This is a genomic window from Catenulispora sp. MAP12-49 (genome assembly GCF_041262705.1).
In the GTDB taxonomy this organism is placed as follows: Bacteria; Actinomycetota; Actinomycetes; order Streptomycetales; family Catenulisporaceae; genus Catenulispora.
Map to the genome: position 1 here is coordinate 1 of NZ_JBGCCP010000077.1, position 11606 is coordinate 11606.

Consider the following 11606-nt stretch of genomic DNA (forward strand, 5'->3'; position numbering starts at 1 on the left):
GCAGGAAGTCTGCCGCACGCAGGAGCCCCCGCTGCTGCAGATCGGCTCCCTCTCCGCGGCCGGCTACGCGCACCAGGTGGCCTGCCACTTCCCGGTAGAGCACTGATTCCGGTACAGCGCTGAGCGCCGTCTCGGCCAGAAGCCGACGCCGGAGTCGGTGCCGGCTGTCCACCACGTCCACCACGTCCACCACGCTTCCTCAACGCTACGGAGCTTCACCATGACCATGCCCGCGTTCGGCACGCCCGATCGCCTCGATCCGGCGACGCTGGAGCTGCACCACCGTGCGGTGGTCGCCGACACCCACAACGACCTGCTGTGTTCGGTGGTCCTACGGCCGGTGGCGAAGTGGTCTGACTACTTCCGCGCGCAGTGGCTGCCCCAGCTGCGGGCCGGCGGTGTGGACATCCAGGTGCTGCCGGTCTTCATCGACGACACGTTCCGGCCCGAGGGAGCGTTGCGCGAGACACTGCGCATGATCGAGGCGGCGCACCGGATCGCCGAGGGCAACGCCGATGAGGTCAGCCTGTGCCTGGACGGCGCTGACATCGACCGCGCGCTGGAGGCTGGGAAGATCGCGCTGGTCCTGGCCTTGGAAAGCGCGCCCGGTATCGACGCCGATGTCGAACTGTTCACCACGTTGTACCGGCTCGGCGTCCGGATCGCCTCGCTGGCGCACTTCGGCCGCACGCCGCTGGCTGACGGCTCGGCGGAGGACGCCGCGGGCAGCCGGCTGACCGCCGCCGGGGTGGAGGCGCTGGCCGAGATGGAACGCCTGGGCATGCTCTTCGACGTCTCGCATCTCGGCGCGGCCGGTGTGGATCACGTCCTGGAGCTGGCGACCCGGCCGATCATGGCCACGCACTCCTCGGCGCGTGCCCTGTGCGACCACCACCGCAACCTCACCGACGCGCGACTGGCGGCCATCGCGGACGGCGGCGGGGTGGTGTGCGTGAACTTCTTCCCGGGGTTCGTGGACGCGCACGAGCCGTCGATCTCCCGGCTCGTCGACCACATCGAGCACATCGGGAAGGTCGCCGGCACGGCCCATGTCGGTATCGGCCCGGACTTCGTGCTCGAAATGCTGCTCGACGTGGTCCCGGGCGGGGTCGACGTCGGGCCGGTGGGCGGCTGCGACCCGTTCGCCACCCTGCCGGGTCTGGCCGGACCCGCCGGTCTGCCGCTGCTCACCGCCGAACTGCTCGCGCGCGGCCTGGATGAGGTGGTCGTGGCCGCGACGCTGGGCGGCAACGTGCTGCGCCTGTTCCGGGCCGAGCTGGGTGTGCCCGCCGACCGCCGTGGGGCCGCCGCGTGACCAGCACAGCGCCGATGCCCATGCCCCCGGCACCCGCCCTGATCGCCAAGGCGCACGCCCAGGCCGAGGCGGCCGCCCGCGCCGCGGCGGTCACCATCAGGGAACTGACCGGCCCGAAGGAGCACGGTGCGGCCGCTGAGCTCTTCAGCCGGGTCTGGGCACTTGAGCCGGGGCAGAGCCTGATGCCCACAGGCCTGCTGCGGGTGATGGCATACGAAGGCTGCTACGTCGCCGGCGTCTTCGACGACAAGAACGGCGACCGCATGATCGGTGCCGCCACGGCGTTTCTCGCCTCGGACGGGGAGTCGGGAGGCGGCATCCACCTGCACTCGCACCTCACCGCGATGCTGCCCGAGGCCGATGGCCGGCACGCCGGCTTCGCGCTCAAGCTCCACCAGCGCGCCTGGGCCTTGGGCTGCGGCCTGCGCCGCATCACCTGGACGTTCGACCCGCTGGTGCGTGCGAACGCGTACTTCAACATGGCCAAACTCGGTGCGGACGCGACCGACTATCTCGTCGACTTCTACGGCGACATGCCTGACGGAGTCAACGTGGGGCAGGGCAGCGATCGGATCCTGATGAGCTGGGCACTCGACTCGGCGCGTGCGGACGTCGCGGCGAACGGTACGCGTATCGAGCCGCGGAACGAAGAATCTCTGCTCGCCGCCAACAGGGTCCTGCTCTCCGGGATCGCGCCAGGCATGATGCCCGACCCGGGCCCGCCATCGGACCTCGGCGGTGCTCTGCTGTGTGCGACGCCCGCGGCCATCCAGACCCTGCGGCGTGAGGCACCCGAGCTGGCGCGTAGCTGGCGGTTCGCGCTACGCGGTGCGCTGACGGAAGCCATGGGACGCGATTACCGCATCACGGGCTTCACCCGATCGGGCTGGTACCTGCTGGAACGACACGAGGAGAAGAGTCGCCGATGAAGATTTCCGGAGTCGAGCTGCGGCGCCTGACCATGCCGCTGCGCAGCCCGTTCGAGACGTCGTTCGGCGTGGCCACCGAACGCGACGTCCTGCTGATCCGTGTCGTCACCGAGGAAGCCGACGGCTGGGGCGAATGCACCGCGACGAGTGACCCGGTGTACTCCTCGGAGTACACCCAGGGCGCCCACGACGTGATCACCCGCTACTTCCTGCCCAAACTCGCCGCCGCGCCGCGGGTCACCTCGGCGCTGGTGGCCGAGATCCTGGCGCCGTTCAACGGCCATCCGATCGCCAAGGCGGCGGTGGAGGCCGCGGTCCTGGACGCCGAACTGCGCGCGGCCGGCACTTCCTTCGGCGACCACCTCGGCGCCGTTCGCACCTCGGTGCCGGTCGGCGTGTCGGTGGGGATCATGCCGAGTGTCGCAGAGCTCGTCGACGCCGTCGGAGGCTACCTCGACGACGGCTACCGTCGGGTGAAGCTGAAGATCAAGCCGGGCTGGGACCTGGAGCCGGTGCGGGCCGTGCGCGAAGCCTTCGGCGACGCCCTGCTACTGCAGGTCGACGCCAACACCGCCTACACCCTCGGCGACGCCCAGCGCCTGGCCGCCCTGGACCCCTTCGACCTGCTGCTGATCGAACAGCCGCTGCCGGAGGACGACCTGCGCGGGCACGCCGCGCTGGCCCGCCTCGTGCGCACCCCGATCTGCCTGGACGAGTCCATCGTCTCGGCCCGCTCGGCCGCCGACGCCATCGCACTGCGGGCCTGCCGGATCGTCAACATCAAACCGGCACGCGTCGGCGGCTACCTGGAGGCCCGGCGGGTGCACGACGTGTGCGCCGCGCACGGCGTGCCGGTGTGGTGCGGCGGCATGCTGGAGACCGGCATCGGCCGGGCGGCGAACGTCGCGCTGGCGGCCCTGCCGAACTTCACCCTCCCCGGCGACATCAGCGCCTCCGAACGCTACTTCGCCCGCGACATCACCGAGCCCTTCGTCCTGCGCGACGGCGGCCTGGACGTGCCGACCGGCCCAGGCCTCGGCGTCACGCCAGATCCTGTCCTTCTCGATGAGTTCACCACGGCCAGAGATTGGATCGATTTCCGATAAGCCCGCAACGAATCTGAGCACCCCCTCTATGAGCAACCCCGCGCCGATCGGACAGCGCGACGACCCCGAGATGCCTCGCTATGGAGGCATTGCGACGTATGCGCTGCTGCCGCGCCTCGAAGAAGTCGGCCATGCTGATGTGGCCGTCCTCGGTGTTCCCTTCGACAGCGGCACGAGCTTTCGGCCCGGGGCCCGATTCGGGCCCGCGCATATTCGCGAGAATTCTCGACAACTGCATCCCCGTCATCAGTTCCTGGATGTCTATCCGTTCAGCTGCCAACAAGTCGCCGATGCAGGCGATGTCGCGATCGGCCCGTACGACATACACCGCGCGGTCGCGAAGACCGAGACGGCCGCGCGGCACCTCGCGGAAGCGGGAACCCGCATCGTGGCCCTCGGCGGTGATCACACGATCGCACTGCCCCTGCTGAGAGCAGCCGCCGCGGCCCACGGCCCTCTTGCGGTCCTCCACTTCGACGCACACCTGGACACCTGGGACACCTGCCATGGCGAGAGTGTGTGGCACGGCTCGCCGTTCAGACGCGCCGCCGAAGAAGGAACCATCGACCTGGACCATTGCCAGCACGTCGGAACGCGCGGCGGCGTCTACGACCCGGGCGAATCGGCCGAAGACCGGAGAGCGGGGTTCGAGCGGATCGACAGTCAAGACTTCGAGGACCGGTCGATCAGCGACATCGTCGCGCAGATCCGACGACGGCTCGGAAACAGGCCTGTCTATGTGTCCGTGGACATCGACGTATTGGATCCGGCCCATGCCCCTGCCACCGGGACTCCGGAAGTCGGCGGACTGACGACTCGGGAACTCTTCGGCACACTCAGGGGTCTGTCGGGTCTGAACATCGTCGGGTGTGACATCGTCGAGGTCGCACCCGCCTACGACCACGCCGACATCACCGGCCTCGTCGCGGCACACGCGGCTTGGGAACTGATTTCGCTGATCGCCCTCGGCAAGCACAAGGCTCCTTCGTCGGCGACCGGTTGACCGGATGGCCCGGCGACCGGTTGACCGGTTGGCTGGTCGGCGAGTCACAGACCGTGTGTGGCGTGCAGGGCGAGTATGGCGTCGAGGTCTTGGGCCGGGCGGCGGGCGGCGATGTAGCCGTCGGGGCGGATGAGGACGAGTTCGTCGTCGGTGATCTGGTAGGCGCGGCGGGCGTGGCCGTCGGTGTCGATCACGGTGTCGGGACCGGTGGCGGTGGGGTCTATCGTCACTTGGAAGGCGCGCAGGCCGTGAGGCGGGGTCGGAAGTGCGGCCGTGGTTCCGAAGGAGAGCAGGGTCCAGTGCGGGCCGCGCATGAGGTCGAACAGGCGGGTGGGCCGGCCGGTGGTGGCGTCGTGGCAGGGGGCGTCGGGGGCGCGGCCTCCGGCGCCGGGGCCGTGGGTCAGTGGGCTGTCGGGGTAGGTGATGTTCAGGCCGGTGGTGTGTTCGTCGGTCAGTCCCTGCTGGGCGGATGGTCCGTTGTTCTGGCCGGTGGCGCGCATGACTTGGCCGAGTCGGGCGGTGCTGTCGTCCAGGACGTCGCGGGCGACGGGGCGGCGCTCGGCCTCGTAGGTGTCGAGCAGGGCGGGGTCGGCGCCGGTGAGGACGGCCGCGAGTTTCCAGCCGAGGTTGTAGCCGTCCTGGATGCCGGTGTTCATGCCTTGGCCGCCGGCGGGGGAGTGGATGTGGGCCGCGTCGCCGGCGATGAAGATCCGTCCGATCCGGTAGCGGTCGGCCAGGACCACGTTGATCTTGTAGAGGGAGAGCCATTCGACGTCTTCGATCTGCACGTCGGGCAGGCCGGCGCGGTCGGCGAAGATGCGGCGGAACAGCTCCAGGGACGGTGTCTCGGGTTCGACCACGTCGGCGGGGATGGCTGCCTGGAACTGCCACAGGTCGGTGCCGGGCAGCGGGAACAGGGACAGCAGGCCGTCTTTGCCGGTCCACAGGTGCTGGCAGTGGCGTGACAGGCCGCTGATTCGCACGTCGCCCAGGTGCCAGCGCTGGTCGGTCAGGGAGGTGCCGTGCAGTTCGATGCCGGTCAGTGTGCGTACGGTGCTGCGGCCGCCGTCGGCGCCCACGGCGTAGCGGGCGTGGATGGTGTGCTGCCCTGCCGCGGTCTCGACGGTGGCGGTGACGCCGTCGGTGTCCTGCTGGAGCGCGGTCACTTCGGCTCCGGCGTGGATGGTCCCGCCGAGTGCGGCCAGGCGGTCGCGCAGGATCTGCTCGAACTTCGGCTGGGAGAGCCAGACCGGCGGGTAGGGGGCGTCCGGGGTGGACTCGCCGCCGGCCAGTTCCACGGCTTCGGAGACCACCCGGTCGCGGTCGTAGTGGCGGGTGGGGATGTTCGTCAGGCCCTGGGTGAGGACGTGTTCGATCACGCCGAGGTCGTCGGCGACCTCCAGGGTGCGCGGCTGGATGGTCTTGGCCCGGGAGGCGGTGCTCGGCTGCGGGGCCCGTTCCAGGACGTGGCAGTTCACGCCGCGGCGGGTCAGGTCGCAGGCGAGGGCCAGGCCGGTGGGGCCGGCGCCGATGATCAGGACGTCGGTGGTGGTCTCGGTCGCGGTGGGCGCGGTCATGATTCTAGTTACCTACCTTAGGTATCTTATTTGGCGGCAGAAAGGGCCGCCGTGGGGAACCGGGGATGTGGCGATAGTATACCTACGCTAGGTATCTATCAAGGGAGAGGCCATGGAACCGACCGCCGACGCGACCGCGCAGCTGCTGCCGCACCTGCTCCAGCTCAGGAATCTGCTCAACCGCGGGGCGCTCTACGAGCAGGCCGCCGAGGCCGCGCAGGTGACCCTGGACCGCCCCGCCATGACCATCCTCGTCATCCTCGACGCCGCGAAGAGCCCTCTGCGCGTGGGGGAGATCGCCGCCCGCATGCAGGTCGTCGGGCCCCACGTCACCCGCCAGCTCAACACCCTGGAAAAGCGCAGGATGATCAAGCGCGTCCCCGACCCCGAGGACCAGCGTGCCCGCCTGATCGCCCTCACCCCCGCCGCCGAGCGGCTCGTCGAGCGCTACACCACCGTCGTCAACGGCTGGTTCGCCGCCGCCCTCACCGACTGGCCCGCCGGCGACCGTGTCGAACTCCTGCGCCTGATCGGCCGCCTGACCACCGACCTCACCGCCCAACTCGACGCCGTCGCCCGCGACAGCGCCCTGGCAGAAGACGAACTCTGATCATTCCGGGAGACTGGCGGGCCGTGTGGGACTGTGTCGGGCCTTCAGCGGCGGTTATTCTCGTAGGGTGTCAAAGGTCTTGACACCTGGTGAGAGCAGCTTCGGGAGAGTTGTGGCGGGACCGGGCAACGGCCGGGGCGATCTTGTGGAGGTCGCCGCACTACATGGGACGGGGCTGTCGGCAGTGCCTGATGCGGGAATGAACCGGTTCGCACGGTTGGTGGCCTCGGTGCTCGGAGCGCCGGTGGGGCTGGTCTCGCTGGTGGATCCCGATGGGGAAACCCTGCCCGGGATGATCGGGCTGGGCGAGCCGTGGGTGTCGGAGCGGCGGTTGCCCTTGTCGCACGGGCTGGGTCGGCTCGTGGTCGCCGACGGCGGGCCCGTGGTGCTTGAGGATGCCCGAGTCGATCCCGGCATCCGGGACAGCGGGGTGGTCCGGGATCTGGGCGTGGTCGGGGTGGCCGGGTGGCCGCTGACCGATGATGAGGGCCAGGTGCTGGGGGCGCTGTGCGCGATCGACACCCGTCCGCGGGTGTGGTCGGGCCGGGAGCTGGACCTGCTGGAGGACCTGGCGGCGGCGTGTTCGGCGGAGTTGCGGCTGCGGATCGTCTCGGGCCGGCTGGAGCGGACGGCTGAGGCTGAGGCGGTGGCGCGGGGCCGGGCCGACGTGCTGGCCGAGGGTCTGCGAACCACTTTGGGCCGCTCGCAGTTGCTGCTGGTCGCCGCGGACGCGCTCGCCGACACCTCCGGTCTGGACCAGGTGCGCCAGCAGCTTCGGGACCTGGTCACCAGTGATCTGAAACCGGCCTATGTGGGCTTGGTGCTCGCCGAAGCCGGGGAGCGGATGCGACGGGTGATCGACCCGGTCGCCGGCGAGGCGGTGGAGGCCGACTTCGAGCGCTTCCGGCTGGAGGACGGCTGGCCCAGTGCGCAGGCTGCGCGGACGAACCGGACGGTTGTCGTGAACGGCCTGGCCGAGTTGGAGCGCGACTATAGTCCCCAGGCCGCTGACGCATTCTCACGTCTGGGGTTGGCGTGCATGGTGTGTGTCCCGCTGCGCGCTGCCGCCGCCGTGCCCTTGGGCGTGTTGGTGCTGGGCTGGGACCAGCCCCACGAGATCGACGTGGTGGAGCGGGCTGTGCTGACGGCGCTGGCCGGGTTCACCGCCCGTGCGGTGGAGCGTGCGCTGTACCTGGACAGCCGGGTCAGCGCGGCGCGGATGTTACAGGAGGCGATGCTCACCGACCTGCCCGTGGTGCCGGGCCTGGAGCTGGCCGGCCTGTATCGGCCATCGGCGGCCGGGGACCTGGTCGGCGGCGACTGGTACGACGCCTATGTGCTGCCTTCGTCGGAACCCCGGGACCCGGGTGGTGCGGCGCCCGCCACGCTGGCGGTGTCGGTCGGCGACATCACCGGCCACGACATGCACGCCGCCACGGTCATGGGCCAGGTCCGCAGCATGCTGCGGCAAGCCGACCTCGACCATCCCGGCCAGGGCCCCGACGACGTGGTGGCCGCACTGGAGCGTGCCAACCTCGCCTTGAACCTCAAGGCGAGCGGTACTCTCATCCACGCCCACTTGCGCCCCTGCCCCACGCCGGACAACGGCGAGTGGGAGCTGACGTGGACCAACGGCGGTCACCCGCCCCCGCTGGTCATCCTGCCGGACGGCACCGTCCAGCGGCTGGACGAACACAATTGCCTGCTGCATCCCGCCATGACCGGCGTGCGGCGTACGGCGCAGAAGCTCCGCCTGTCGCAAGGCAGCCTGCTGTTGCTGTACACCGACGGATTGGTCGAGCGCCCCGGAGTCGACCTGTACGCCGCCATCGACGCTGTAGGGCAGGGGCTCACCGGACACGCAGAGCGCGGACTGAGCGAACTTCTCGTCGACCTCGCCGACCGCTTCGCCGGACCCGACCCCCGGGACGACATCGCGATGCTCGCTCTGCGCATCCCGGGGCGTCGCGGTTTGGAACCGCGCGATCCGGCCATGGTGAGGGGGCAGTGACGCTCCCTGTGAGAGCGTGACGCGCCCAACGAGAGAAGGCGTCCACCATGGACGAACGCTCCCGACGATCGGGCTTCGCCCATTTCGTCTCAGCACTCTTCGCCGTCATCGCGGTGATTCTGATCGTGCACATCCTCCTCGTCTTCGCCGACGCCTCGGCGACCTCCACGATCGTCAAGGACGTCGGCGACATGGCCGCCAAACTGGCCTGGGGCTTCAAGTCCTTGTTCACCTTCGACAGCGCGAAGCTCACCGTCTTCGTCGACTACGGCCTGGCCGCGCTGGCCTATCTGCTGGTCGGCGGCATCGTGGTGCGGTTGTTCCGCACAGCGGTCTAGGCCGGTGCGGGCATGTGGGGCGCGTTGGCCGCGCTTGCGTGCGGCGCTGTGATCGGCGGGCTGGGTACCTTGAACGCGGTCCTGGCCTACGCCAAGCGGCACCCCGGTCTGCTGATCCACGCCGCCTTCGAATACGGGCTCGATTAGCCCGGGAGCGAGGACGGCGCCAGGGCTGTGCCACGGCGGTGTGAGCCTTAGAGCCGGCTGCGGGAGGCGATGATGGGGAGATGAGGCACTTCGATCTGGTCGTGATCGGCAGCGGATCCGGCGACTCCGTCGTGGCGGGCCGTCCCCGGGAGTGGAAGGTCGCGCTCGTCGACGACGCGGCGGTCGGGTTCGGCGGCACCTGTCTGAACGTCGGCTGCATCCCGACGAAGATGTTCGTGTACACCGCGGACCTGGCCGAGATGGCCGGCGAGGCGAAGGCGTTCGGTCTGGACGTCCCGGCTCCCGCAGTGCGTTGGCAGGACATCAGGCGCCGTGTCTTCGACCGCGTCGACAGGCATTCGGCCGAGGGGCTGCACCGCCGCCGTGCGGGCGGCCCGGATCTCGCCCTGTTCGAAGGGGAGGCCCGCTTCACCGGCCCGAAGACGCTGCGGGTCGTCGGCGGTGAGACGATCAGCGCCGACCGGTTCGTCATCGCCGCCGGATCGCGGCCGATCGTTCCCGACGTGCCGGGTCTTGCGGATGCCGGATTCCTGACGAACGAGACCGTCATGCGTTTGGACAAGCTCCCGGAACGGATGGTCATCCTGGGAGCGGGCGCGATCGCGGCGGAGTTCGCGCACGTCTTCTCAGCCCTCGGCGTGCACATCACGGTGATCGCCCGATCCGGCGGCATGCTGATCCGGGAGGACGGGGACGTCTCGCAGCTGTTCAGCGACCTCGCGCGCCGGAAGTGGGATCTACGGGAGCGAAGGCAAGCCACCAGGGTCGAGCGCGACGGCGCGACCGTACGGGTTCACCTGCGCGGTCCCGGGGGCGCCGAGGTCGTCGAAGGCGACGAACTCCTCGTCGCCGTCGGACGGCGCTCCAATGCCGACCGGCTGAACCTGTCCGCAGCCGGTGTCGCGACGCATCCCGACGGCCGGATCGAGGTGGACCGCCGGCAACGGACGAACGTGCCCGGCATCTTCGCCCTCGGCGACGTGAGTTCGGAGTATCAGCTCAAGCACGTCGCCAACCACGAGGCCCGGGTGGTGGCGCACAACCTGGCGCGTCCCGACCTCCCGATCGAGGCCGACCACCGGTTCGTCCCGCACGCCGTGTTCACCTCGCCGCAGATCGCCTCGGTCGGGCTGACCGAACAGCGGGCCCGGGCCGACGGTGTTCCGTACGTGGTCGGGAGGCGCGATTACGCGGGGATCGCCTACGGCTGGGCGATGAACGACCCGGAGGGCTTCGCGAAGATCCTCGCCGATCCGCGGACCGGACGGCTGCTCGGCGCGCACATCATCGGCCCGCAGGCGTCGGTGCTGATCCAGCCGCTGATCCAGGCGATGAGTCTGGGGCAGGACGCCCTCAGCGTGGCGCGCGGCCAGTACTGGATCCACCCCGCGATGTCAGAGCTCGTGGAGAACGCTCTGCTCGATCTTGCCTTGTGAAGTGGCGAGGTGAAAGGAGCGTATGCTGGCCTTAAGCCCAAGTAGAGCTGTTGTCCCTTCGCGAACGGAGGGAGATCGGGGGTCTCGTAATGAGACCCGACACGAGTGACGTCATCGGCGCCCGCGCTATTCCCGTGACCGGTTATCGCCAGGTCACAACGCCTGAAAAGGAAAAGCGAGCACGGGACGTCCCCCCGCGGCCCTCGCCGTCCCCGCAACCCTCGCAGTCCCCGCAACCCCCGCAGTCCCCTCGATCGCCCCGCTCCGGCCGGGAGATGAGGCTGGACGAACGGCTCCGGCGGTTGCTCGGCCAGAAGCGGGGCCCGGACGCCGTCATGCTCACCGCGCTCTCCGTGGCTCTGCTCTGCGGTCTGATCGGCTTCGCCGTCCATTTCATGTGGATCTTCGCTGTCATCGTGATGGCGTTGGCCCTGGGTTTCGTCATCGCCGACAGTCGGCGTAACCGCATCGACATCGCCGATCAGCGGGACGAAGTGCAGAACGGCTGAACCGCCTCATTCACCAAGTGTTTTCTGTGCGCCGATCGGCGATCAGCGCCGACGACGTCCTGCCCTTCGAGGACGAAGAAGCCGCGTTCCAGCACTACGAGCTGCGGCAGCGGCAACGGTGAACAACTTCTCGCGTCACATCGAAGAGGACTGGAATGACCACTGTGGAGCTCACTATCCGCCCGGAGGAGATCCGGGAGGCGTTGGGGCGCTTTGTCGCTTCCTACGAAACGACGGCGGCACCGACAGACGAGGTCGGGGCGGTCACCGTGATCGGTGACGGCATCGCCAAGGTCGAGGGTCTGCCCTCGGCCATGACCAACGAGCTGCTGAAGTTCGAGGACGGCACCTTGGGCATCGCCCTGAACCTGGACGTCCGCGAGATCGGCGTGGTCGTGCTCGGCGACTATGAGCGAATCGCGGAGGGCCAGTCCGTTACGCGCACGGGTGAGATCTTGTCCACCCCGGTCGGTGACAAGTTCATGGGCCGGGTGGTGAACCCGCTGGGTGAGCCGATCGACGGCCTGGGCCCGATCGAGGCCGAGGGCACCCGCATCCTGGAGCTCCAGGCGCCGGGTGTCATGGCGCGCCAGTCGGTCAAGGA

At 69.4% G+C, this 11606-nt stretch carries 11 protein-coding genes and 1 pseudogene; 11 read left to right on the top strand and 1 reads right to left on the bottom strand.

What is annotated here, in order from left to right; translation table 11 throughout:
- Window positions 1-220: 220 nt before the first annotated feature.
- From ABIA35_RS49100 to speB, 4 genes are read left to right on the top strand one after another with little or no spacing between them, the layout of a single operon-like run.
- Window positions 221-1315: a dipeptidase gene (locus tag ABIA35_RS49100; RefSeq protein WP_370362610.1), complete on the top strand. Its 1095-nt coding sequence runs from the start codon at window positions 221-223 to the stop codon at window positions 1313-1315.
- Window positions 1312-2244: a GNAT family N-acetyltransferase gene (locus tag ABIA35_RS49105; RefSeq protein ID WP_370362611.1), complete on the top strand. Its 933-nt coding sequence runs from the start codon at window positions 1312-1314 to the stop codon at window positions 2242-2244. The genes ABIA35_RS49100 and ABIA35_RS49105 overlap by 4 nt, the downstream gene beginning before the upstream one ends.
- On the top strand, window positions 2241-3350 hold the full coding sequence (gene menC, locus ABIA35_RS49110) for an o-succinylbenzoate synthase (protein ID WP_370362612.1): 1110 nt from the start codon (window positions 2241-2243) through the stop codon (window positions 3348-3350). The genes ABIA35_RS49105 and menC overlap by 4 nt, the downstream gene beginning before the upstream one ends.
- Window positions 3351-3378: 28 nt before the next feature.
- Window positions 3379-4353, top strand: a complete 975-nt coding sequence (gene speB, locus ABIA35_RS49115) for an agmatinase (RefSeq protein WP_370362613.1) — start codon at window positions 3379-3381, stop codon at window positions 4351-4353.
- Window positions 4354-4397: 44 nt separating this feature from the next.
- Here speB and ABIA35_RS49120 read toward each other — a convergent pair whose 3' ends face one another.
- Window positions 4398-5930, bottom strand: a complete 1533-nt coding sequence (locus ABIA35_RS49120) for an FAD-dependent oxidoreductase (RefSeq protein ID WP_370362614.1) — start codon at window positions 5928-5930, stop codon at window positions 4398-4400.
- A gap of 112 nt (window positions 5931-6042) precedes the next feature.
- Here ABIA35_RS49120 and ABIA35_RS49125 point away from each other — a divergent pair, with 112 nt between their 5' ends.
- The 7 genes and pseudogenes from ABIA35_RS49125 to ABIA35_RS49155 form a co-directional block, all read left to right on the top strand.
- Window positions 6043-6540 (top strand): MarR family winged helix-turn-helix transcriptional regulator, encoded by a 498-nt coding sequence (locus tag ABIA35_RS49125; RefSeq protein WP_370362615.1) that lies wholly within the window; start codon window positions 6043-6045, stop codon window positions 6538-6540.
- A 199-nt stretch (window positions 6541-6739) separates the two neighbouring features.
- Complete coding sequence (locus ABIA35_RS49130; RefSeq protein WP_370362616.1) at window positions 6740-8551, top strand: SpoIIE family protein phosphatase; 1812 nt, start codon at window positions 6740-6742, stop codon at window positions 8549-8551.
- A gap of 47 nt (window positions 8552-8598) precedes the next feature.
- Window positions 8599-8889 carry a hypothetical protein gene (locus tag ABIA35_RS49135; protein ID WP_370362617.1) on the top strand — a complete coding sequence of 97 codons (291 nt, stop codon included), beginning with the start codon at window positions 8599-8601 and terminating at the stop codon, window positions 8887-8889.
- Window positions 8890-8901: 12 nt separating this feature from the next.
- Window positions 8902-9036 (top strand): hypothetical protein, encoded by a 135-nt coding sequence (locus ABIA35_RS49140; RefSeq protein ID WP_370362618.1) that lies wholly within the window; start codon window positions 8902-8904, stop codon window positions 9034-9036.
- An 80-nt stretch (window positions 9037-9116) separates the two neighbouring features.
- Complete coding sequence (locus ABIA35_RS49145) at window positions 9117-10493, top strand: mycothione reductase (RefSeq protein ID WP_370362619.1); 1377 nt, start codon at window positions 9117-9119, stop codon at window positions 10491-10493.
- 335 nt (window positions 10494-10828) lie between these two features.
- On the top strand, window positions 10829-11002 hold the full coding sequence (locus tag ABIA35_RS49150; protein WP_370362620.1) for a hypothetical protein: 174 nt from the start codon (window positions 10829-10831) through the stop codon (window positions 11000-11002).
- A 155-nt stretch (window positions 11003-11157) separates the two neighbouring features.
- Window positions 11158-11606 (top strand): annotated as a pseudogene (locus ABIA35_RS49155) (F0F1 ATP synthase subunit alpha); the annotation flags it as partial.

Excerpts from the sequence above, each read along its gene's own strand:
- ABIA35_RS49100 (WP_370362610.1), top strand. The coding sequence starts at position 221 with ATGACCATGCCCGCGTTCGGCACGCCCGATCGCCTCGATCCGGCGACG.
- menC (WP_370362612.1), top strand. The coding sequence starts at position 2,241 with ATGAAGATTTCCGGAGTCGAGCTGCGGCGCCTGACCATGCCGCTGCGC.
- speB (WP_370362613.1), top strand. The coding sequence starts at position 3,379 with ATGAGCAACCCCGCGCCGATCGGACAGCGCGACGACCCCGAGATGCCT.
- ABIA35_RS49120 (WP_370362614.1), bottom strand. The coding sequence starts at position 5,930 with ATGACCGCGCCCACCGCGACCGAGACCACCACCGACGTCCTGATCATC.
- ABIA35_RS49125 (WP_370362615.1), top strand. The coding sequence starts at position 6,043 with ATGGAACCGACCGCCGACGCGACCGCGCAGCTGCTGCCGCACCTGCTC.
- ABIA35_RS49130 (WP_370362616.1), top strand. The coding sequence starts at position 6,740 with ATGAACCGGTTCGCACGGTTGGTGGCCTCGGTGCTCGGAGCGCCGGTG.
- ABIA35_RS49135 (WP_370362617.1), top strand. The coding sequence starts at position 8,599 with ATGGACGAACGCTCCCGACGATCGGGCTTCGCCCATTTCGTCTCAGCA.
- ABIA35_RS49140 (WP_370362618.1), top strand. The coding sequence starts at position 8,902 with ATGTGGGGCGCGTTGGCCGCGCTTGCGTGCGGCGCTGTGATCGGCGGG.
- ABIA35_RS49145 (WP_370362619.1), top strand. The coding sequence starts at position 9,117 with ATGAGGCACTTCGATCTGGTCGTGATCGGCAGCGGATCCGGCGACTCC.
- ABIA35_RS49150 (WP_370362620.1), top strand. The coding sequence starts at position 10,829 with ATGCTCACCGCGCTCTCCGTGGCTCTGCTCTGCGGTCTGATCGGCTTC.